The following is a 22,015-nucleotide window of genomic DNA, read 5'->3' as shown; positions in this document are numbered from 1 at the left end:
ATCAGATGCCAGCCGCTTTGCCGCGCACCTGCGTATCCGCCCACTGCTCCAGCGGACGAATAATCGCAGTCATATCTGCATCCGGCCCTAGATCAGCTTTGGTAATGGAAAACAGCATGCGCACGGCATTACCTACCAGCATAGGCACACCAAGACGTTCGGCTTCCTCAAGGCAAAGGCGAATATCTTTAAGCGAAAGCGCGATTGCGAAGCCAAAATCAAAACTGCGTGGCAGCACAAAACGCGGAATTTTATCGACACTTGCCGATGTACGACCCGAACCGGCATTGAGCACTTCGATCATAACATCAGCATCAAGTCCGGCTTTTGCCCCCATCACCATCGCCTCAGAAGTGATCGCAAGGGCTGCCGCAGAGCAAATATTGTTGATGAGTTTCATCACCTGCGCCTTGCCGGGCTCTTCGGCGACACGGATCACTTTACCAAGCGTCAAAAGCATCGGCTCAACAACGCCGAAATGTGCAGATGGACCAGCAGCCATCAAGGCAAGCGTTCCCTTCTTCGCACCTGCAACACCACCAGAAACAGGGCAGTCTACCAAGGCGATTCCAGTTTCAGACAGGATTTCGGCCAAATCCATTTCGGCCTTCGGCCCAGTCGTAGAAAGATCGACAACGCGTTTCACGCGCCCAGGATTTTCTGCAATGGAACGTCCGACAGCCAGAACAACTTCAGGTGTTGGAAGGGACAAAAAGACAGTTTCAACGCGGGCACAAAGCGCTTCAAGACTATTGGCAGCATCTGCACCGGCGTCGGTCAGAGCCGCAACCGCAGCCTCTGCACGATCATTGACCACAAGCTTATAGCCTGCACCAATAATACGCTCTGCCATTGGGCGCCCCATATTGCCTAGCCCAACAAAACCCACTTCAGACATTCCACTCTCCTGTTATCGTGGTCCCGCTGTCACGCAAAAGACCAGCCATTATCTACCGGTATTGCCGCACCATTGATGCCTTCGCTGGCAGAGCCACAAAGAAACAATGCAAGTGCGGTCACCGTGTTCATTGGAATAAACTTTCCACCCGGCTGGCGGGTTGAAAGAAAGAGGTCTGTTGCCTCTTCTTCGCTTAAGCCCTTTTCAACGGCCAGTGCACTGATCCGCGCACGGGCAGAATCTGTCGCCATCAGTCCTGGGCAAATAGCGTTGCAGGTGATTGCAGTTGAAGCCAGTTCAAGCGCCACAGTCCGCGTAAGCCCAATCATTGCATGTTTGGTGGTGACATAATCAGCACGCTCCGCAAGCGCGATCAGACTGTAAACCGAGGCCATGTTGATGATCCTGCCCCAGCCGCGCTTTTGCATGTCCGGAAGACAAGCCCGGATCAACCGAAATGGAGCGGAAAGATTGACTTCCAGCGCCCGATCCCAATCAGCATCCGCAAGCGATTGAACCGGTGAAATTTTACGGATAACAGCATTGTTGATGAGAATATCGATGCTGCCTAAATGTTCTTTAGCATGCACCACAAGCTCATCGGCAGTACCCTCTTGCGATAAATTTAGCGCTACAGCGCCGACTGGCTGGCCCGTCTCGTTGGATAAAGCCTGCGCAACATCAACCACTTCCGGCCGAATATCCGTAAGAAAAACGCGGTTTTTTGCCTTTGCAAATACACGAGCAAGCTCAAGTCCCAACCCAAGCGCCGAACCTGTGATCAGCACACCGCATCCTGTATCCGAGCTCATTTTGCCAGCTCCTGCCACTTGAGAACTGGCTCTTCATCCAATCGAACCACAACGCCTTCAAGCGCATCTGAGGGCGCGCAATAAGCACGCATTACCGCTGGATCATGCCCGGGCACAATATGATCAAGGGTTGGCGCCAGCTCAATCAGCCGGGCATAGCCACGAATGAGTGCTGCCTCGTCAAATAGCACAGGAAACGGATTCTCACGCTCCATATTGGCATAAAAATGCGTCGCATCAGACGCCAGAACAACCCAGCCGCGTTTGGTATAAACGCGAACTGCCTGCAAACCTGCACTATGGCCCGGCACAGAATGCAGCCATATGCCCGATGCGAGTTCCTTATCCCCACGATGAAACTCAATTCTGCCAGCATAAAGAGTGCGGATATAGTCGACGATGTTTTCAACATCGAACGGCGCACGTGCTTTTGGATCGCACATACATGGGCCTGTCGCATGCCCTGCCTCATTGACCTGAAGATGGAAGTGCGCTGACGGAAAATCGCCGAGCGTTCCGGCATGGTCGTAATGGAGATGCGTGAGTATCACCTCGCAGACCTGTTGAGCATCAACATCCATCAGCGCAAGTGCATCAACGGGACGACGCAAAAGCGTGCGCCCCCGCGCATCGGCTGCTTGCTGACCAAACCCCGTATCAATGACATAGACTTCGTCGCCCCGACGCGCCAACCAGATGAAATAATCCAGATTTTCGCCCGACTCATGCGGGTCGGCATGAAGAAAATTATCGTGTGCCATCCGCCCGCCATGTGTGGCGTAACGAAGTGCGTAAAGCTCAAAAGGCACAGGTTTGCCGTTAAATTCTGCTGCTGGAGCCGCCATCATTTGCCCGCTTTACGTTGATGTCTGCCAAAAACTGCCGAACTTTGTTTTCAGTATGACCGTAATCTTGTCATACAATCTATTGACAGGTCAAGCCCGGCATGTCTAACCTTGAGGAAATCAGGACGGCAAAATCAATCTGACGGAAGACGACAAGAACGAAGCAGCCGTACTGTCCACCTTAACGGAGAGATGCATGACTCGTCCCGAATTTAGCGGTGAACAATTCCAGAAAGGGCTGAAGGTCAGACGTGAAGTGCTTGGTGACGGCTACGTAGCGCCTTCGCTTGCCAGTGCGGACGATCTGACTGCGCCATTGCAGAAGCTGGTCACTGAATGGTGCTGGGGTGAAATCTGGACCCGTCCGGGGCTGGAGCGCAAAACCCGCAGCTTTCTCAACCTCGCAATGCTGACCGCATTGAACCGTCCGCATGAAGTAAAGATTCATGTTCGAGGCGCTCTGAATAACGGCGTTACGGAAGAAGAAATCGTCGAAGTTATTCTTCAGGCTGCAATCTATTGTGGCGTACCAGCCGCCCTCGATTCTATGCGCGTTGCAACGGAAGTCATCCGTCAGATGCGCGAGGAAAAGGCGGCAGGCGCCTAATCGAAATACCGGAAACGCTCAATAAAAACGGGGAACACCCGCGATTCCAATTGTAATAGGAGGCCCATGTGACACAGGGAACAGCAGCAAAAATCGCAACTCAGCCACATCGGTTGAAGACCGGCGAAGAATACAAAGAATCGCTCAAAGACAATCGCCAGATCTGGGTTGGCGGTCAGAAACTGAATTCCGTTTATGACGAACCCGCACTCGCGAAAGGTATCGACCTTCTCGCATCGATGTTCGACGATCAGTTTACTGAAGAACATGCCGACGCCACCACCTATTATGATGAGAAGGCAGGCGCAGTCCTAAGCCGTTCATGGCAGATTCCACGCACCAAAGAAGATCTCGCTGCGCGTCGCCGAATGATCGAATACACGTCGCTCAAGACCGCAGGTACCTTTGGGCGCCCACCGGATCTTGCACCATCGATTGTTGTTGGCCTTTATGCCTATCTGCCGACCTTCAAGAAAAAGAAATCGCTTATTGAAGGCATCGACCCGGACTTTGCAGAAAATATCGAACGCTACATGGAATATGGTCAGAACAACAATCTGACCGCCTCGGAAAGCCTTGCAGGGCCACAAGCTGATCGCTCGTCACCAAAGGCTTCGGAAGCTTCGCTGCTCAAAGCCCGCAAAGTTACCAAAGATGGTGTTTATATCTATGGTGCAAAAACTGTAGGTTCGATTGCCGCACAGGCAAACGATATTTTCTTCACCAATCTAGGCGGCATTCAGGAAACGCCAGCAGATGCCTGCATATGGGGTTCGGTTCCAATCGACACGCCCGGGATTAAAATGATCTCGCGTGAAATGGTCTCGCAGCCATTGTCCAACAAGTTCGACCATCCGGTTGCAAGCCTTGGCGAAGAAGCCGATCAGTTCATCGTGTTCGATAATGTCTTCGTGCCAAAAGAACGCCTGTTCAATCTCGGTGATCCAACGGCAATGAGCTATTACGGACCTGTCTGTGTGTTCGCTCACTGGCATGTCCTGACCCGTCTTGCGGTGAAGGCAGAGCTTTTTGTCGGCGCTGGTCAGATGGTTCTCGATTATCTTGGAACCGGCAAAATCCCTGCCGTCCAAATGATGCTCGGGCAGCTCGTTGAATATGCACAGACACTTCGTGCATTTGTGACCGCTGCAGAAGCACTGGCAGTACCGACAGAAGGCGATGTCATGCGTCCGGACGTTGGCATGCTGACCGCCGGTCGTCTTTATTCAATCGAAAATTACCCGAAGATCATCCATATCCTTCAGGAAATGTGTGGTCAGGGACTGGTGATGCGCTTTGGCAAAAAAGCGTTTGACAACCCGGAAGTTGGTCACTTCCTGCATGAGCTACTGCCCGGACACGGTGTTTCAGCCATGGTCAAGGAGCAGTTGATGAACTTCATCTGGGATATGACATCCGGTTCTCTTGCCGGCCGCGTTGCGCTGTTTGAAAATGTCAATGCAACGCCTGCACCTGCTCTTCGCGCAAGGCTCTATAACGAAGTCAAACGCGATGGTTATGTTGCTCAGGTGAAGAAAATCGCTGGCATCGAATAGGCCCCACATGCCCCGTCCGTGAAAATCGGGCGGGGCTTTTTCTTTCGGGAATATTGGAGATTGCGATGGATCACGCCACGCTTGTCGATCAGTTTTATGAAGCCTATGCGTCACGCGATGCGGAAGGTGCTGCATCCCTTTATCATGCGGATGGCTGGCATGAAGAAGTTGCGATGGGAAAGCGTCGCGAAGGACACACAGCACTTTCAGAAGGATTGACCGGTTTTTGGCGTATGCTGCCAGATGTTGCATGGGAACGCCGCGGTTACATTCGTTCAGGCAATCAGATTGCTGTTCCTTACCACATGACCGGAACCTTCACGCCACGCGGAGAAGACACCACACCGCGTAAGATCGCCCTTGATGGTCTGCATATTTTTGAAGTCAGCGACGGATTGCTGAGAGGCACAAAAGATATGTGGGATCTGGACCTCTTTAAAGCGCAGACGAGTTGAGACGATGAACGAGCTGGTAACAAAAGACGGCATCGCAATCGGCGAACTGATTTCAAAAGGTGACATCAGCGCAACCGAAGTACTTGAAGCGAGCATCGAACGAATAGAACGCCTTAATCAGAAACTGAATGCCGTTGTTCATGCGCATTTTGACCTTGCCCGACAACAAATCAAAAACGGACTGGCAAAAAGCCCGCTTTCTGGCGTACCGATGCTTCTCAAAAACACGGGCTTCGAGGCCGAAGGCATGCTCCTGTCGAGCGGTTCGGAGTTGCTGCGTAATGTGGTTAGCAAGCGCGATTCTACAATTACGGCTCGTTACAAAGCTGCCGGAATGGTCATTCTGGGTAAATCCAACACGCCCGAATTCGCGCTGAGTTTCACGAGCGAGCCAGAGGCTTTCGGTCCAACCCGAAATCCATGGGATTTAAACCGTACGGCTGGCGGATCATCTGGTGGTTCCACCGCGGCCGTTGCAAGTGGCATGGTGCCGCTTGCCAACAGTTCCGACGGTGCAGGATCGACACGACTTCCCGCAAGTCATTGCGGCTTATTCGGGTTCAAACCATCACGGCTTGTTAATCCCATTGGCCCGGTTGCCGCAGAAGCCATCGGTGGCATGTCCACGCCCCATGCCGTCACATGGTCCGTGCGCGACAATGCGGCGATGCTGGATATTTCTGGCGGCGGTGATCTGGGCGATCCATGGGCGTCGCCCCAAACGTCCGGCAGCTATCTCTCAGCGCTGGACATGACGCCACCGCGCCTAAAAGTAGCAATGATTATCAATGCGCCTGACGGCAGTCCAATTGCACCGGAAATGATCGAAAGCGTTCGCGAAACAGCAAAATTGCTGCAAGACCTTGGCCATAACGTAGAAGAAGTGGCAGATGCGCGCTATGATGCGGAGACTCTTAAAACCGCGTGGCGGATCGTTGTTGGCACCAATGTCGCGCTCGGCGTGACAGGTGGCGATGCCACATCAGCCAACATAGCCAAGCTAGAGCCAGTCAATCAGGAGTGGGTGCGTGAAGCACTGGCCATACCCGCTACGCGCTATCTTTGGGCGATTAATCAGCTTCATACCTCTTCACGCACACTGGCGAAATTCTTCAATCAGTACGACATCATGCTAACCCCTGCCGCGGCCGAACCAGCTCCCCTTCTGGGTAAGCTTGCAGGTAAAGGCCAAAACATTGATGCGTTTTACGATCAGTTCTGGTCCCACTCTCCCTTTACTGCTGTGTTCAACGCGTCCGGTTGTCCCGCAATGTCTGTTCCACTCGGCATGAGTCCATCAGGCCTGCCGATTGGCTCGCATATCGGAGCGGGTTTTGGAAAAGACGCATTGCTCTTTTCACTGGCAGCAGAGTTGGAGCGTGCAGCTCCGTGGACTAACCGCCGTCCAGCGATTTTTGGCTAAGGAAAGCACTATGAAAAATTCAGAAATCCTTGCCCTCAACGCACGCGAGATCGCTGCTGCCGTTAATGCCAGGGTACTTTCCGCCCGCGCGGTCACAGACGCCTGTCTCGAAGCAATCGCCGAGAAGGATGGCCCGATACAGGCCTGGGAATATCTCAATGCCGAACAGGCACGCGCTAACGCTGACCATATTGACAGCAATAACATTACTGGAGTTCTCGCCGGCGTTCCGATTGGCGTAAAAGATGTGATCGACACGATCGACATGCCCACCGGCTATGGCACACCAATCTATAAGGGTTTTCAACCGCCATGGGATGCGCCTGCGGTACAAATTGCGAAGAATTCCGGTGGCCTGATCCTGGGCAAGACAGTCAGCACCGAGCTTGCCATGGCAAGCCCAAACAAAACGCGCAACCCGCATAACCCGGCACACACGCCCGGCGGCTCGTCTTCCGGTTCGTGCGCCGCCGTCGCAGCAGGCATGATACCACTGGCATTCGGCACGCAAACATCAGGCTCAGTTATCCGCCCGGCAAGTTTTTGCGGCGTGACTGCATTCAAACCAACCTTCGGCGCGATCAATACCGTTGGCATAAAGGTCTTGTGCCACGGGCTTGATACGCTGGGCATCATTGCACGTAATATTGGCGATGCATCGCATTGTGCAGCCGCACTGAGCGGGCGATCTGAACTCGCCGACCTCACGCCACCAACTCGCCCCCGTATCGGCGTACTGCTCGGAACACGCCTCGACAAAGCTGAAGACTGCGCAATTGAGACGGTTAACCGGCTCGCGCGCATGGCTGAAGCAGCAGGCGCTCAGTTGACAATCATTCCGGCACCCAGCTGGTTTGACGGTATTTTCGATCTGCATGAAGCCGTTATGGGCTGGGAAGTCACACAGTCCCTTGCTTCCGAAATCAGCCACAACTGGAACGAGTTGACACCCGTTACACGTACAATGCTCGAGGATCAGGGGCGCATCGATGAAGCACGCTACCGCTCAGCAATGAACGAAATTCCGGGCATCCGCAATATGATGGACGCTATTCTATCTCGCTTTGATGCTGTGCTTACACTGGCCGCTCCCGGCGAAGCCCCTGAAGGCATGCCAACCGGCAATCCTATATTCAATCGCCTCTGGAGCGTTTTGCAGGTGCCGCTCATCTGTCTTCCGGCATCCAAAGGACCAAAAGACATGCCAATCGGCGTTCAGCTCGTCGGCGCACGCGGCGCAGATCACCGTCTCGCCTCGGCAGCACTTTTCCTGGAAAACACTATCGCTGCAAAAGGAGGCACATTATGAGCCATCCCCAGACTGATCCGTTAACTGATGATTTTCGCACGGCAATGCGGCAACTTGCAGCGACCGTTAACATCATTACCGCAGGAGAGGGCGAAACCCGGCGTGGGCTCACGGCCACAGCTGTTTGTTCAATGTCGATCACACCACCCTCCATGCTCGTCTGCGTCAATCGCTTTGGCGAAGCACACAAGGCGATCACAATGGCTGGCAATTTCTGCGTCAATATCCTTGCCGATGCGCAGCGGGAAATTGCCATGCGCTTTGCCGGCCAGATCGGCGAAATAGGCGAAGACAAATTCGCACCTTATAGCTGGACCCGTCTAGCAACAGGTGCACCTGCACTTGATTTGGCCATGGTCAATCTTGATTGCGAAATTTCATCTGTATCTGAGACAGAAAGTCATTCAATTTTCATCGGAAAGGTGAAAGCCATTCGTTTTGGCCCAGAGACTTCGCCGCTGCTTCACTACAATCGCAACTTCTTTACGCTGGCCAATCAGACAGCGCTGTAAACCATTCAACTAAGGGAACCAGCTGCAACCACAATAAAAAACAAGATGTAAGGTTTTCCCAAACCAAAGCACTTGTGGATGCAGCAATCAAACAAACGGGCAAATGCCCAACGGAGGTATCTAGCATGTCTATCAGTGACGCACAGTTCTTGAAGGGCTGGAGACAGGTGCTCGAAATGTGCAACCTGAAAGCTGGCGAGCAAGTTACAATCCTGACCAGCGACGATAGTAACAAACAGATTGCCTATATTGCCAAGCTCGCCGCTTCTGATCTTGGCGCTGTCGTCACCGAACTGAACCTTGCGCCCGTGAACAGCGAAAAAGCTATATCGCCCGATAAATCCGGTTATATCGGCAAGACCCCGTTGGATGGCAACATCGCAGCCCTTGCCTGTCTCAAGGCCTCTGATCTTGTCATCGACACTTTGCAACTGTTGTTCTCTAAGGAACAGGAGCAAGTGCTGAAGACCGGCACGCGCATGTTGCTCGCAGTCGAACCGCCTGCAATCATGATGCGTCAGATTCCCCGCCCGGAAGACAAGCTGCGCGTTCTTGCTGCCGCCAAGAAAATTGGTGCGGCCAAAGAAATGCATGTCACATCAAACGCTGGCACGGATTTCCGTTGCCGTCTTGGTCAATATCCGGTGCTGACACAATATGGCCTTGCCGACGAGCCGGGCCGTTGGGATCATTGGCCCAGCTGCTTCTCCGCACGTTGGCCGGATGAAGGCAGTGCCGAAGGCACAATCGTTATCGACGAAGGCGACATTCTGCTACCATTCAAAAAATATGCGCGTGCTCCGATCACTGTCACCATTGAAAAAGGCTTCATTGTTGACATAAAGGGGGGCTATGATGCTGAATTCATGCGCAAATTCATGGAAAGCTTCGATGATCCGCGTGCTTACGCCATGGCTCATGTCGGCTGGGGACTTGAGAACCGCGCGAACTGGACTGTACTGGGTCTTTATAACCCCGAAGCACAGCTTGGTATGGACGCACGCTCTTTTGCCGGCAACTTCCTCTGGTCATCGGGACCAAACACGGAAGCAGGGGGAGATCGGGATACGCCGTGCCATCTCGACATTCCGCTGCGCAATTGCTCCGTTTCGCTCGATGGTGAAGTGATGACGCTGGAAGGCGCTGTTATCCCTGAAGATCAGAAGTAAGACCATGGCACAATATGATGTGGCAATTATCGGCGCAGGCTCTGCTGGCGCCCTGATTGCAGCGCGTTTAAGCGAAGATCCAGCACGCAATGTTCTGTTGGTGGAAGCAGGTGGAACACCGTCAGACCCGGATATTTTAAGGCCCTGTATGTGGCCAGCGATCCAGCATCGCAACTATGATTGGGACTACAAGACAACACCGCAGAAATATGCCGCAGGCAGAAGCTTCGCATGGGCGCGTGGGAAAGGCCTCGGCGGCTCAAGCCTGCTTCACGCCATGGGCTATATGCGCGGGCATCCAGCAGATTTTGAAGTTTGGGCAGAAGCGACAGGCGATCCGCGCTGGAGCTGGGAAGGTCTTCTGCCATCTTTCATGGCGAATGAAGATCATGTCTACGGCGGTGATGGTATCCACGGCAAAGGTGGTCCAATGCCCGTTTGGATTCCTGATGAAGAAGTAAGCCCCCTCACACGCGCATTCATGTCAGCAGGCAATGCACTCGGCCTGCCGCGCATTCCAGGTCATAATACTGGCCAAATGATTGGGGTCACACCCAATTCTCTCATGATCCGTGATGGCCGCCGTATAACAGTTGCAGAAGCATGGCTCACACCTGAAGCCTGCGCACGGTCAAACCTCACAATCAAAACTGGCACGCTGACACATTATCTCAAGCTGGAAAAATCAAAGGTTGCGGCACTTGAACTTTCCGGACCAGATGGCTTGGAAACAATAACAGCAACTCAAATCATTTTGTCAGCCGGTTCGCTTGAAAGTCCGGCACTTCTGATGCGCTCTGGCATCGGGCGCGAAGAAGTACTGCATGAAGCCGGTGTGACGTGCCGCATCAAGGCACCGGAACTAGGGCTTAATCTTATGGACCACCTACTTGGCGCAGGAAATCTTTATTCAACGAGTAAGACACTACCTCCATCACGCCTGCAACACTCGGAAAGCATGGCTTATATGCGCGCAGGAGATTTTTCGGCTGATGGTCAGCCGGAAATTGTTGTCGGATGTGGTGTGGCTCCGATCGTTTCAGAAAGCTTTACTGCGCCCGCACCGGGAAGCGCTTATTCGCTCCTTTTCGGAGTTACACATCCCACAAGTCGCGGGGAAATACGCATAACCGGAGATAGCCCGGACAGTCCTCTGATAATTGATCCCCGATATCTGCAAACAGAAAACGACCGGAAGCTCTTTCGTATAGCATTAAACGCAGCTCGTGAAATCGGACGTCACACAGAACTGGCTGAATGGCGTAGCCACGAAATTTTACCCACTCCTCTGGGAACAGCCGAAAACACTGATGCTTTTATCGCCAAGGCTGTGATCACACATCACCACCCCTCCGGCACATGTCGTATGGGCAAAGATGACGCCTCGGTTGTAGATCCTGATCTGCGCCTGCGCGGAGTGGAAAACCTTTATGTTGTTGATGGATCGGTACTACCCGGCCTCACAGCGGGCCCGATCCATGCTGCTGTGCAGGCCATAGCGGAAAACTTTGCAGCGCGGTTCAATTGATGCTGCATAATTAATTCCTCAATAAGCCATTTAAACATTTCAGGCACTCAAAGCATAACAGCAGTGGAACGTTATCAAATAAGGGAGATTCTTGTTGGAAGTCCGGCCAGGAAGCGCGAAACCGCCAATCAGTGGCTATCGAGCTTCCGCGAAATTCGATGGAGTTGATTGCCGTCGCTCAATTTCAGGCAATGCGCCTATCTGATCTAACGTTGTTCCAAGGAAAACTTCTCAGCGCGCATCCGCATTGCCTGCTCAAGTGCGATTGAGTGTCGGGCAATCTTGTCGAAACAGACAGACGTTGCCTCATTAATGGCGCGCAGTTCTCCGTCGAGCGAACCCGTCATTATCTGACGAAAAGTGATCGATGAACGCCCAACTTTCAACACCTGAGACCGGATCGTCAGTAAATCCCCGGCTGGCACTTCCTTTTTGTATTCCATTGTCGAGCGCACGTCCGCCCAACCGAAACTCTCATCCGGGATTTTTCCGGCAATATGGCCCAAAAGCTGAAAGCTCGCATCGTCGAACATCCCGGCGTAATGCCGGACATTCATATGCCCCACGACGTCGCACATCCACGGATGCGCGACGCCTACAAAAGTCACAAGACCGCTCATCGCGCCACCGACTGATAACCGCCCAGAAAAGCGGTGAGATTATCACTCAGCGCATCACAAAGATAACCGCCTTCCTGCACGATGACAGTTGGCAGGCGAAGCTTTGCGATTGCTTCGGCAATGCGTCCAAAGCCACCCGTGGTGACCGACAACCCGCCGAACGGATCACCCTCGAACGGGTCAAGACCAAGCGCTACAACCAGCGCATCCGGCGCAAAAGCTTCGATGCGACGGAAAGCGGTATCGAGTGACGCCAAAAACTCGGCATCGCCGGATTTGCGCGGCAGCGGCAAATTGAGGTTATAGCCAAGTCCCGCACCTTCACCGCGTTCATCGGCATGCCCCCAGAAGAACGGATAGAAACGCACCGGATCAGCGTGAATGGAGACGGTCAAAACATCGGGGCGCGCATAGAAAATGCCTTGCGTCCCGTTGCCATGATGAAGATCGACATCAAGGATTGCAACGCGCTCGGCCTTCGAGCGTAGACGCTGCGCGGCAACCGCCGAATTGTTGATGAAGCAAAAGCCGCCAGCAACATCGGTAAAAGCGTGATGCCCCGGCGGACGACACAGCGCATAGGCCGCAATCTCGCCTGACAGCACCGCGTCGGCGGCGTCAACCGCGCTCCAGGCACTCCAGCGGACGCTTTCCCATGTGTGTTCAGCTATCGGACAAGCCGTATCCGCCATGTGATAACCAACCTGCCCGACGGCGGAGGCAGGATAGCGGCCATCACGTGCTAACGGATGAATGTTCGGGATGACCTCTTGCGAAGCCTCGTCAATGCGCCGCCAACGCGCATAGATATGCTGAAGAAACTCCAGATATTCCGGCGTATGCACAGCAGCAATTGGGCCGATGCCATGGCTTTTCGGACGGATAATCTCACACCCTGCGGCCTTTGCTCCAGCAAGCAGGCGCTCGACGCGTTCGGGCTGTTCGGGGTTCGGCTGCGGCGCACCGCTTGAAAGAAAAGCTTTCGGGTCGTGACGCTTTTGCTCAACAGCGTAAAAGGCTTTCATGACTGCTCCCTAGTTACATTGATATCCGCCAGACGGGAAAAATCCTCGCCATAAGCGCCGTGATCGAGGTCGGCTTCGATCCAGCCAATACCCAACCGTTGATAAAAACGCTGCGCAGCCACATTGTCCCGATCCACAGCCAGCCGCAAATAGACACCGCCGCGTACTGTCGACCAGGAAGCAACGTGGCGCAGCAGAAACGCACCAATAGCCCGACCGCGGAACGCTTCATCAACGTAGAGGTCCTGCACAAAGACACCCGGCTTCCCAAGCCATGTCGAGAAGATTGGGAAGAACAGTGCCAGCCCTGCAAATACCTTATCCACCTCAGCGATCAGGCAGGTAAACGCAGCATGAGGACCAAAGCCGTGGCGGTGAAAATCTTCTACCGTGCTGGAGACTTTGTCAGCAGCGCCAAGCTCTAACCCCAGCGCACGGATCGCCTTGTGAATCTGTTCGGCATCGCCGGGCTCGGCAAGCCGGATCACAACGTCTTTTTTTCGATCCAACACAATCTTTGGCATCAGAACGCCACCCTGTCTCCACCTTTCAGGCCCAGATAGTCGCGTGCCTCATCGGGCGTGGCAATTTCCAGCGACAAGCCATCAAGAATGCTACGGATACGCCGCACCTGATCGGCATTGTTTTTGGCCAGCTTTCCACGTCCGTCATAGAGGCTGTCTTCCAGACCGACACGCACATTGCCGCCCATGGCGGCGGCCATTGTGATCATCGGAATCTGGTGTCGCCCTGCCGCCAGAACCGAGAAGGAATAGTCGTCGCCGAACAGCTTGTCTGCAATACGCTTCATATGCATGAGGTTGTCCGGGTCTGCGCCAATCCCGCCCAGAATACCGAAGACAAACTGGATGAAAAGATGACCAGTCACCAGCCCACGATCACGGAAATGGGCCAGTGAGTAGAGATGACCGACATCATAACATTCGAATTCGAAACGCGTGCCGCAGCCCTGTCCGAGGCGTGTCAGAATACCTTCCATATCGGCAAAAGTGTTCTTGAAGATTGAATGACGGGTCGCCTCCAACAGTTCCGGTTCCCACGCATGCTTCCACTCGCGCGGTTTGTCGAGAGCTGGAAACAGCGCGAAATTCATCGAGCCCATATTGAGCGAGCACATTTCCGGTTGCGCCTTAAGCGGCGCCGCCAGCCGGTCATCCAGCGTCATCAACGATGAGCCTCCGGTGGAAATATTCACCACCGCCGCCGTCGATTGTTTGATGCGCGGCAGGAACTGCATGAACAGGTCTGGATTGGCGGACGGCCTGCCGTCAAGCGGATCGCGGGCGTGCAGATGCAGAATGGACGCGCCAGCTTCCGCCGCAGCGATCGCCTCGCTGGCGATTTCTTCCGGCGTAACCGGCAGATGCGGCGACATGGTCGGCGTATGCACGGAACCCGTCACGGCGCAGGTGATAATCACCTTGCGCTGTGTTTTCTTCTTATCGGTCATGTTCCGGTTTCCTTATGCGTTGACGGGCAGATTCAATTCACGCGCCAGAACTTCCAGCGTGTCGCCGAGGATAGCGGTGATCTCGCCAACCTGTTCCTGGCTCACAATCATGGGCGGACAGACGAGGAAGTGATCCCCTTCGACACCGCCACGCGTGCGGCGCGAATAGATGATCAGTCCGCGTTCATAGGCGAGATCAACCATGCGCTGATGTGCATTCAGTTCCTTCGGCAATGGCTTCATGGTTTCGGGGTCGGACACAAATTCGGCTGCCAGCAACAACCCCTTGCCGCGCACATCGCCAATGAAAGGAAACCGTTTTGCCAGTCCTTCCAATTCGCCCTTCAGCTCGTCCCCCATGCGGGCGGCATTACCGACAAGATCGAGGCGTTCAATCTCCTGCAGCACCGCCTTGCCTGCCGCGCAAGCCAGCGGATTGCCAGCATAGGTGAAGCCATGCAGAAAGCCGCCAGCATCCAGAACCGGCTGCACAATGCGGCCCGGTGCCGCCATTGCGCCGAGCGGGCAATAGCCGGAGGCGAAACCCTTTGAAAGCGCGATGAGATCGGGCTTGCAGTTCCAGTGGTCACCGCCCAGAAACTTGCCGGTACGCCCCGCACCGCTCATCACCTCGTCATGGATCAGCAAGATGCCATAACGGTCGCAGATTTCGCGAATGCGTGGATAGTAACTGTCGGGTGCGACCAGCGCGCCGGTGGAAGCTCCACCGATTGGCTCCATGATGAAGGCGAGTACGCTTTCGGGACCTTCTTCCTGAATTTTCTCCTCCAGCATATCGGCATATTTCTGCCCGCGCTGTTCCATCGTGAGATTATCACGGTCGAGATAGGCAGTCGGCGCCGGGACTTTCGGCATTTCGCGCATGATGGGCGCAAAAGGCTCGCTCAAGGCCGCATAACCGGTGACAGCCAGTGCTCCAAGCGTGCCGCCATGGTACGATGGAAAGCGCGAAATTACTTTCCAGCGTGTGCCCTGCCCGGTCGCAACCGCCCATTGGCGGGCAAGCTTGATACAGGATTCCACCGCTTCCGAACCGCCGGACACAAAGAAAATCTTGTCCAGCCCCTCCGGCATACGCTCGGCAGCCATGCGCGCGAGATCTTCCGCAGGTTCGTTTTCGAAATGCAGACGATAAGCGAAGGTAACGCGATCCATCTGCTCTTTCATGGCATCGAGCACATTGCGATTGCCGTGGCCGATATTGACCACCATCGCGCCACTCGACCCGTCGATGACGCGACGCCCGTCCTGATCCCAGATGTAGATGCCTTCGGCACGATCCACCAGCGGCCTGCGCAGGCGCGATTGATAGAAAAGATGCGATGCCGGGCGTTCGTTGTGTGTTTTTGTGTTGAGCATGATGTTACTCTGTCAGCGCTTGAGATATTGGTTGAGAACATTGGCGGTCACACGTTCGACCATAGGGTCGCCGCGTTTGAGAGCCGCGACCCACTCACAGCTGCCGGCGTGGAAAACCTCGCCCTTGCCGCGTGGGAAATTGACGATCATGCCGCAGCCGCGTTTGATGCGGTCGACGGCTGCATCTTCATTGTTGCCGATCAGCGTGTCGGCCACGAACTTGGCATCAGCATCGGAGAGGAACTGGTCGTCGGCAGGAATATCCGCGCTCTCTTCCTTGAGAGAAGACATACCGAGCGCCAGAATCTGCAATCCATCGGGCGCGCCGCTGCCCTCCTCTGGTTCAGGCAGGCCACCCCGGATCACATAATCGAGCCCATCGACTTCGTAGCCGAAAGCATGGCCGTCAGCGCCTAAGAGATCGCCGTAATAGATTCCGGTTCCGGCAAAGGCCCAATGTTCCGGGCGATAAACAGGAAAGCCGCGCACGCCACGCGGGGCGCAACCGCCCCAGCCAACATAAAGGCCACGCAGCGCATTGAGGCCGAATGTCTCCGCTGCTGGCCGCCCGGTTTCCGCCGCTTCCCAGCAACCACTTGTGCGACGTGGATCTGCGGAGCGATAGATCGGGTCTTCGGCGTGGGCGCGATATTTGTAGCATGTCTGGCGCTTACCATTGTCTTCAAGCCGTGTCTGCCACATGAAATTGCCTGCAAAACGCGCTGCGCGACCGCCACCATCCACATAATGATCGACAGCATCGCGCATCTCCCACGTCCAGTATTCGTCGTGGCCGACAAAAACCACGCAATCATAACCATCGAGGATTTCCGGCGAGAAATGCAATTCGTGCTGACTGGCGAGATCAACCGCATAGCCTTGCTGCTCGGCCCAGCGGAAGAACAGGCTGTCATAGCTTGCCCAGCCGGAGGACGCATATTTCTTGGAATAGCCATTCGCAAAGGCCCATTCCATATGCGGATAGCGCGGGGGAGCAGCAGGCGGCGTCACAAATTCCAGCGGTACGCGAGGTGCATCGGGCGGCAGCAGCGCAAAGCCACGGCAGAACGGACGCTCGATGCTCACCGTTGTGGCATATTGATCGCCATTCGGTCCGGTAATGCCCTGATAGTGATTGGAACCGCCCCAGGTATTATAGGCCGTCCATGTGCCTGTCGCTGCAACCTGCAGGATACGGCCGGGTTTGCGCCCCGCAGCAGGCCGCAAGATGAACAGGTGGTGGCAATGGATCGGCTCGCCGTCACTGCCTTGCGCCTTCAGCGTGATGCGATAGGCACCCGATGGCCAGTTCTCATCCGTCTTGAACGAAAATGTCGTCTCCCAGCCGCATCCGATGACGGAGCACTGTGCTGGCGTTTCCTGCCACTTGCAATCAATCCCGCGCCTGGAAAAAACCAGCGTCTCAACTGCCCCATCCCGCACGATTTCGATGTCGAAACGTGACACGGTCGCGCTCACCTGTAGATGAACAGTCGCACCCGACAGATAGGAATAGGCGTCTGTGTAGCACCAGATTTCACCGCGCGGCCCATCCATGCCGGGATTTTCGTAATAATGACCCAGGACTGCTTCGCGACGCTGTGCCGGGGTCAGTCCGAAATCGGGAAATGCGCTGACGCTTCTCTCGCTCATTTTGAAACCTCACGCCGCCAGATATTTCTTGAGGAAGGAGCGTGTGCGCTCCTGCACCGGATGGCTCAGAATCTGCTCCGGCGGCCCCTCTTCCACCACCACGCCGCCATCCATAAACAGGATCCGGTCGGCCACCTCGCCCGCAAAACGCATCTCGTGCGTGACAATCAGCATCGTCATGTGTTCGGCAGCAAGCTGCTTCATGACGGCATTGACCTCATCTACCAGTTCGGGATCGAGCGCTGAAGTTGCCTCATCAAACAACATGACTTTCGGTTGCATGGCGAGCGCACGCGCTATGGCCACGCGCTGCTTCTGACCGCCCGACAGGCGCGAGGGATAGACATCGATCTTGTCAGCGAGCCCGACCTTTTTCAAAAGTTCCAGCGCCAGCGTGCGTGCGGCGTCCTTCGTCATGCCCTTGAGCTTGATGGGACCGAGCGTGATGTTTTCCAGCACTGTCAGATGCGGAAATAGATTAAAGTGCTGAAACACCATGCCCATCTGCTGGCGCACGGCATTGATGTGTTTTTCGAACGCCTGCCCGGTGAGCGGTTGGTTGACCTGTATGCCGTCAAGCCAGACTTCGCCGCCATTGAGCGTTTCCAGATGATTGATTGAGCGCAGAAGCGTGCTCTTGCCGGAACCGCTGGGACCGATGATCGCCACGATCTGGCCGCGCGCCACCGAAAGGTCGATCCCTTTCAGCACTTCCAGCGCGCCATAGGCTTTACGGGCACCCTTCACTTCGACCATCGGTTTTGCGATTTTGGGGCTGCTCATCGCGTGACCTCCACTTTTCTTTCAATGCGCCGCAAGCTGGCTTCCAGAACCAGATTGATCACGTAGTAGATGGCGGCGATGGTGATATAGAATTCGAACGGACTGAAGGTCTCGCTGATAGCAAGCTGCGCACTGTGCACCAGCTCCGCAATGCCGATGATTGAAACCAGCGACGTATCCTTCAGAAGAACGATCATGTTGTTGCCAATCGGCGGGATCGTGTTGCGGATCGCCTGCGGGATGACAATGTAGCGCAAGGCCTGAGCACGACTGAAACCGATGGAACGCGCACCTTCCATCTGACCCGGATCAACCGTTACAATACCTGCACGGATGATGTCGGCATTATAAACCGCAAAATGCAGGCTGAGACCAATGATGCCAGCGCCGAGCGCGGGAATATCAATGCCGATCTGAACCAGCCCGAAATAGATCAGAAACAGCTGCAGCAGAAGCGGTGTACCCATGAAGAGCCACATGAAGAACCGCACAGGCCATGCGAGAATCGTAGGTGCGTAAAGCACCACCAGCGCAAAGACGATACCGAGCACGAAGCTGAGGAAAGAAGACGCAACAGTCAGAACCAGCGTCCACCACAGTCCGGTCAAAAGCAGATCCGTATAGGGCGTGACGATGCTGAAATCGAGGGCTTGCATCCAGTCCTCCCTCACTGCGCCGCGAAGCGCTTGTCGAGAAGATCGACTCCGCGCGCCACGATATAGATGATGATCATGTAGAGAACGGCGGCAATGCCGAATATCTCGAACGGTTTGTAGGTCGAACCGATGAAACGCTGCGCCGTATAGGTCAGTTCAACCACCGAAATGGTGGAGACCAGCGCCGAGCCCTTCAAGAGCGCAATCGTATTGACGCCGAGGGGGCGGATCATGAGCCGGGCGGCCTGAGGCAGTACAACAAACCGCATGGTCTGCCCGCGCCCGAAACCGATAGAACGGGCCGCTTCGCTCTGGCCGCGATCCACACTTTGAATTGCGCCTCGGATCGATTCCGACATATAGGCGCCAATATTCAGTCCCAGCCCGATAACGCCAGCGGCGAACGGTTCCAGATTGATGCCGATCTGCGGACCGCCAAAATAGAGAATAAAGAGCTGTACAAGGCACGGCGTGCCACGAAAGACGCTCACATAAGCTGCCGCAAGCCATCGCAGGATGGCCGAACGAGACATACGCCCGTTAACCAGGACCGCTGCAACGGCCAGGCCCAGCACCAGGGCCAGAGCGGAAATTTGAACAGTCACCCATGCCGCCTCCAGAAAAAACGGGAGGACGCGCTCCATCAACGCAAAATCCATCGGAAAACTCCGGTCAATAGGCTTTCAACCGGCCCGGACATATACCGGGCCGGAATGGCGTATCAGCGAATATCGCTGCCGACCCATTGCATCGCGATCTTCTCATAGGTGCCGTCAGCCATGATCTCATCGAGAGCTTTCTGCATTGCAGCCTTCAGCTCCGGATTATTCTTGCGGATGGCGATGCCGATGGCGACGCTGCCACCTTCGATTTCGGGCGTATCGAGCCTGCGAACCTTTTGACCGGTTTCCTTAATCGCCACCATGACCGGAATATTGTCGACGACGATCGCGTCAACACGACCAGCATTCAGTTCGAGCATGAGTTCCGGCAAACCTTTATAGGTTCGAATGGTCCATCCGCCTTGTTCTCGTGCCCATTTTTCGTGGGTTTCACCAAGCGTGACGCCCAGCGTCTTGCCCTTGAGATCATCAAGCTTTTGAACGACAGAGTCTTCCTTCACGAAAACCGCGCGGCCCGCGTGATAGTAGGGCCCCACGAAATCGACGGCCTTCTCGCGTTCCGGCGTAATTGTCATGGAGCCGACAACCGTGTCGAACTTGCCAGCCCGAAGACCGGCGACGATACCATCCCATGCCGTGGTGATAAGCTGCGGCTTGAGCTGCATGCGCTCGGCAATCGCCGTGCCGATCGAAGCATCGAAACCAACAACTTCGTTCTTCTCATTGACGAAGTTGAACGGCGGATACTGGCCGCTCATGGCGATCTTCAACTCGCCCGACGCCTTGATTTTTTCCAGATCATCCGCCTGTGCAGGCGCAACCGCAAAGACTGCAGTGGCGGCAATTGCGGCAGCGGCAATGAAACCCGTGATTTTGTTAAACATGCTGTTCCCGACTTCCTTTTGTTTCTTTTCTTGAAGTTTTTTGGTGCCTCTCAATTTTCATGATTGCTTTTATGGATGCATTTCGCAAATAGATAATGGAAATAGATTGCATAGATTTCATGAATGGATGATACCATGTCGCTGCACCGCCCTGAACGCCTTGTCTGGGATCTGGACTGGAACCTTCTGCGGAGTTTCGTGGTGATCGCCGAGGTGAAAAGCATCACCCGCGCCGCAGAACGCCTCAACCTCAAACAACCGAGTGTGAGCAATGCGCTACGACGGTTGGAGGACCGTATCGGTCAGCGACTGGTGGAACGCGACGCTACACATTTTGAACTGACGGAAGTCGGCAAATTGCTTTACGAACAGAGCATTGAGGTGTTCGGCGCAATTTCGCAGCTGCCGCAATTGGTGCGCGGTGTCGGTGACAATGTGACCGGCCATGTCACCATATCGGTCGCCAGCCACATCGTATCGCCGATTTTCGATCAGGCGCTTGCGCTGTTTCACGAACAGCATCCCAACGCGACACTAACGATCAACGTGTCCGCCAGCACAGAAGTCGCCCGGCTGGTGCGGGAAAAGCGCGCTTCTTTTGGCCTCGGCCTGGTGAGCAATCGCGATCCAGCCCTCGAATACACCATGGTTTATCGTGAGTTCTTCGGATTTTTCTGCGGCCCTCAGCACCGGATGTTCGGCCAGTCCGGGCTGACGCTTGCCGATCTGAAGGGAGAGCCATCAGTTTCGTTCCAAACCGATCATATTGCAGACGCGCTGCGCCCTGTGGCCTTGCTGCGTAGCGATGCGCGCCTCTCTCCAGATGTAATCGGCACTTCATCGAGCCTTGAAGAAGTTCGCCGAATGATCATCACCGGGTTTGGCATCGGCCCGCTTCCAGTGCATGTGGCGCGACGCGAAATCGATGACGGCCTCCTTTGGCGTCTGCCGCCTTACGACAACCCACCTGCCATTGATGTTTTCTTGATCTACAACCCAGAAGCCAATCTCAATAAGGCAGAAAAGGCCATGCTGGCAGGGATGAAATCTCTCATTGCATCGACGCCCCTTGAAGAGCGCATATACCACGATTAAAGCCGCCCCAAAGCCCCGATCTTCATGGCTGCGCAAGCAGCGTTTCATGATAGGCCCAGAACTCGTCTATGAACCGTTAAGCCAGACTGTAAGCAGGGCCATTACTGCGGTGAATACGTCAATCAGCATGCAAAAGTTTCCAGTTGGCTGTTTTGAAGATCGATTGCTGAGTTGGCTTGAACCGGAGAAACGTAAACCTACTCGTCAGCGGCGCACAGCGCAGCGTTTATATAAGAGGTTGCAATAAGAAGGGTATGATGGCGCTTGCGACAATGTAGGGGGAGAGAGTATTTTAACCACGATGGATGCACAAGCTACCGAAGGTGGGGATAAAAGAGTTCATTCTTCATTCGTTGGGATGGCCGGTTATCTTGCGAGTGCACTACTGGGACAATAAACACAACTGCCTCGCGTTACCAATTCTCGCTCTAACGTCGGGTCGGCGACTGTGTGGATTGTGATCGCAATGGAACTTACGGCGTGAATAGCAATTAATCGTCGTTGCGATGGCCGTATCGTGCCTGCTTTCTTACATCCTCTAATGTTTGAGATTGGGTTTAAAGCGTCTTGAGTCGTCAAAGTCGATGTCACAGTCTATCATCGTCTAAGAGATAAACCGGGTGAACCGCGTGCAGATCTTGACTGTTTAGAGCTTGCGTTTTGGTTGCACAGGGCCCTTAAACGACAAAACCCGCCGCTGATGCGACGGGT

Annotated in this window: 22 protein-coding genes; 9 read left to right on the top strand and 13 right to left on the bottom strand. The window is 54.7% G+C overall.

Features of this window, described 5'->3' with window-relative positions:
- Position 1: 1 nt before the first annotated feature.
- From VBH83_RS16085 to VBH83_RS16075, 3 genes are read right to left on the bottom strand one after another with little or no spacing between them, the layout of a single operon-like run.
- Positions 2-898: an NAD(P)-dependent oxidoreductase gene (locus VBH83_RS16085; protein ID WP_265986661.1), complete on the bottom strand. Its 897-nt coding sequence runs from the start codon at positions 896-898 to the stop codon at positions 2-4.
- Positions 899-927: 29 nt separating this feature from the next.
- The gene (locus VBH83_RS16080; RefSeq protein ID WP_265986662.1) at positions 928-1,710 is read right to left on the bottom strand and encodes an SDR family NAD(P)-dependent oxidoreductase; all 783 of its coding nucleotides are present in this window, start codon (positions 1,708-1,710) and stop codon (positions 928-930) included.
- Positions 1,707-2,558, bottom strand: a complete 852-nt coding sequence (locus tag VBH83_RS16075) for an N-acyl homoserine lactonase family protein (RefSeq protein WP_265986664.1) — start codon at positions 2,556-2,558, stop codon at positions 1,707-1,709. The genes VBH83_RS16080 and VBH83_RS16075 overlap by 4 nt, the downstream gene beginning before the upstream one ends.
- A 193-nt stretch (positions 2,559-2,751) precedes the next feature.
- On the opposite strand from VBH83_RS16075, the gene VBH83_RS16070 reads away from it, so the two are divergent.
- The 8 genes from VBH83_RS16070 (at position 2,752) to VBH83_RS16035 (ending at position 11,114) form a co-directional block, all read left to right on the top strand.
- On the top strand, positions 2,752-3,162 hold the full coding sequence (locus VBH83_RS16070) for a carboxymuconolactone decarboxylase family protein (RefSeq protein ID WP_095448583.1): 411 nt from the start codon (positions 2,752-2,754) through the stop codon (positions 3,160-3,162).
- 68 nt (positions 3,163-3,230) lie between these two features.
- A complete protein-coding gene (locus VBH83_RS16065) occupies positions 3,231-4,718 on the top strand; it encodes a 4-hydroxyphenylacetate 3-hydroxylase N-terminal domain-containing protein (protein WP_265986669.1) in 1,488 nt (495 codons plus the stop codon).
- Between the two features lie 65 nt (positions 4,719-4,783).
- Positions 4,784-5,173 carry a nuclear transport factor 2 family protein gene (locus tag VBH83_RS16060; protein ID WP_265986670.1) on the top strand — a complete coding sequence of 130 codons (390 nt, stop codon included), beginning with the start codon at positions 4,784-4,786 and terminating at the stop codon, positions 5,171-5,173.
- A 4-nt stretch (positions 5,174-5,177) separates the two neighbouring features.
- Entirely contained in the window at positions 5,178-6,596 is a 1,419-nt protein-coding gene (locus tag VBH83_RS16055; protein WP_265986672.1) for an amidase, read from the top strand.
- Between the two features lie 10 nt (positions 6,597-6,606).
- Positions 6,607-7,905 (top strand): amidase, encoded by a 1,299-nt coding sequence (locus VBH83_RS16050; RefSeq protein ID WP_265986674.1) that lies wholly within the window; start codon positions 6,607-6,609, stop codon positions 7,903-7,905.
- Complete coding sequence (locus VBH83_RS16045) at positions 7,902-8,417, top strand: flavin reductase family protein (protein WP_265986676.1); 516 nt, start codon at positions 7,902-7,904, stop codon at positions 8,415-8,417. Before VBH83_RS16050 ends, VBH83_RS16045 begins: the two co-directional genes overlap by 4 nt.
- 125 nt (positions 8,418-8,542) lie before the next feature.
- Positions 8,543-9,586 carry a 2,5-dihydroxypyridine 5,6-dioxygenase gene (locus tag VBH83_RS16040; RefSeq protein WP_265986677.1) on the top strand — a complete coding sequence of 348 codons (1,044 nt, stop codon included), beginning with the start codon at positions 8,543-8,545 and terminating at the stop codon, positions 9,584-9,586.
- Positions 9,587-9,590: 4 nt separating this feature from the next.
- Positions 9,591-11,114, top strand: coding sequence for a GMC family oxidoreductase (locus tag VBH83_RS16035; RefSeq protein ID WP_265986678.1), 1,524 nt, complete (start codon positions 9,591-9,593; stop codon positions 11,112-11,114).
- A gap of 206 nt (positions 11,115-11,320) precedes the next feature.
- On the opposite strand, the gene VBH83_RS16030 is transcribed toward VBH83_RS16035, so the two are convergent.
- The 10 genes from VBH83_RS16030 to VBH83_RS15985 form a co-directional block, all read right to left on the bottom strand.
- On the bottom strand, positions 11,321-11,734 hold the full coding sequence (locus VBH83_RS16030) for a thioesterase family protein (RefSeq protein WP_265986679.1): 414 nt from the start codon (positions 11,732-11,734) through the stop codon (positions 11,321-11,323).
- A complete protein-coding gene (locus VBH83_RS16025) occupies positions 11,731-12,759 on the bottom strand; it encodes a histone deacetylase family protein (RefSeq protein ID WP_396998588.1) in 1,029 nt (342 codons plus the stop codon). Before VBH83_RS16025 ends, VBH83_RS16030 begins: the two co-directional genes overlap by 4 nt.
- Positions 12,756-13,283, bottom strand: coding sequence for a GNAT family N-acetyltransferase (locus VBH83_RS16020; protein ID WP_265986681.1), 528 nt, complete (start codon positions 13,281-13,283; stop codon positions 12,756-12,758). Before VBH83_RS16020 ends, VBH83_RS16025 begins: the two co-directional genes overlap by 4 nt.
- Entirely contained in the window at positions 13,283-14,230 is a 948-nt protein-coding gene (locus VBH83_RS16015; protein ID WP_265986683.1) for a 3-keto-5-aminohexanoate cleavage protein, read from the bottom strand. Before VBH83_RS16015 ends, VBH83_RS16020 begins: the two co-directional genes overlap by 1 nt.
- A gap of 12 nt (positions 14,231-14,242) precedes the next feature.
- A complete protein-coding gene (locus VBH83_RS16010) occupies positions 14,243-15,610 on the bottom strand; it encodes an aspartate aminotransferase family protein (protein WP_265986685.1) in 1,368 nt (455 codons plus the stop codon).
- Positions 15,611-15,622: 12 nt separating this feature from the next.
- Positions 15,623-17,263: a N,N-dimethylformamidase beta subunit family domain-containing protein gene (locus VBH83_RS16005; protein ID WP_265986686.1), complete on the bottom strand. Its 1,641-nt coding sequence runs from the start codon at positions 17,261-17,263 to the stop codon at positions 15,623-15,625.
- Positions 17,264-17,272: 9 nt separating this feature from the next.
- Entirely contained in the window at positions 17,273-18,019 is a 747-nt protein-coding gene (locus VBH83_RS16000; RefSeq protein ID WP_265986698.1) for an amino acid ABC transporter ATP-binding protein, read from the bottom strand.
- A 23-nt stretch (positions 18,020-18,042) separates the two neighbouring features.
- Positions 18,043-18,702, bottom strand: coding sequence for an amino acid ABC transporter permease (locus tag VBH83_RS15995; protein WP_265986687.1), 660 nt, complete (start codon positions 18,700-18,702; stop codon positions 18,043-18,045).
- Between the two features lie 11 nt (positions 18,703-18,713).
- A complete protein-coding gene (locus VBH83_RS15990; RefSeq protein WP_265986688.1) occupies positions 18,714-19,361 on the bottom strand; it encodes an amino acid ABC transporter permease in 648 nt (215 codons plus the stop codon).
- Positions 19,362-19,423: 62 nt separating this feature from the next.
- Positions 19,424-20,209: an ABC transporter substrate-binding protein gene (locus VBH83_RS15985; protein WP_265986689.1), complete on the bottom strand. Its 786-nt coding sequence runs from the start codon at positions 20,207-20,209 to the stop codon at positions 19,424-19,426.
- 135 nt (positions 20,210-20,344) lie between these two features.
- Here VBH83_RS15985 and VBH83_RS15980 point away from each other — a divergent pair, with 135 nt between their 5' ends.
- A complete protein-coding gene (locus VBH83_RS15980; RefSeq protein WP_265986690.1) occupies positions 20,345-21,304 on the top strand; it encodes a LysR family transcriptional regulator in 960 nt (319 codons plus the stop codon).
- Positions 21,305-22,015: the final 711 nt, after the last annotated feature.

Source organism: Ochrobactrum sp. S1502_03, from assembly GCF_044435015.1.
Taxonomy (GTDB): Bacteria; Pseudomonadota; Alphaproteobacteria; order Rhizobiales; family Rhizobiaceae; genus Brucella; species Brucella chromiisoli.
The sequence above is the reverse complement of the archived record's forward strand: the minus strand, read 5'-3'. Positions and strand labels throughout refer to the sequence as shown.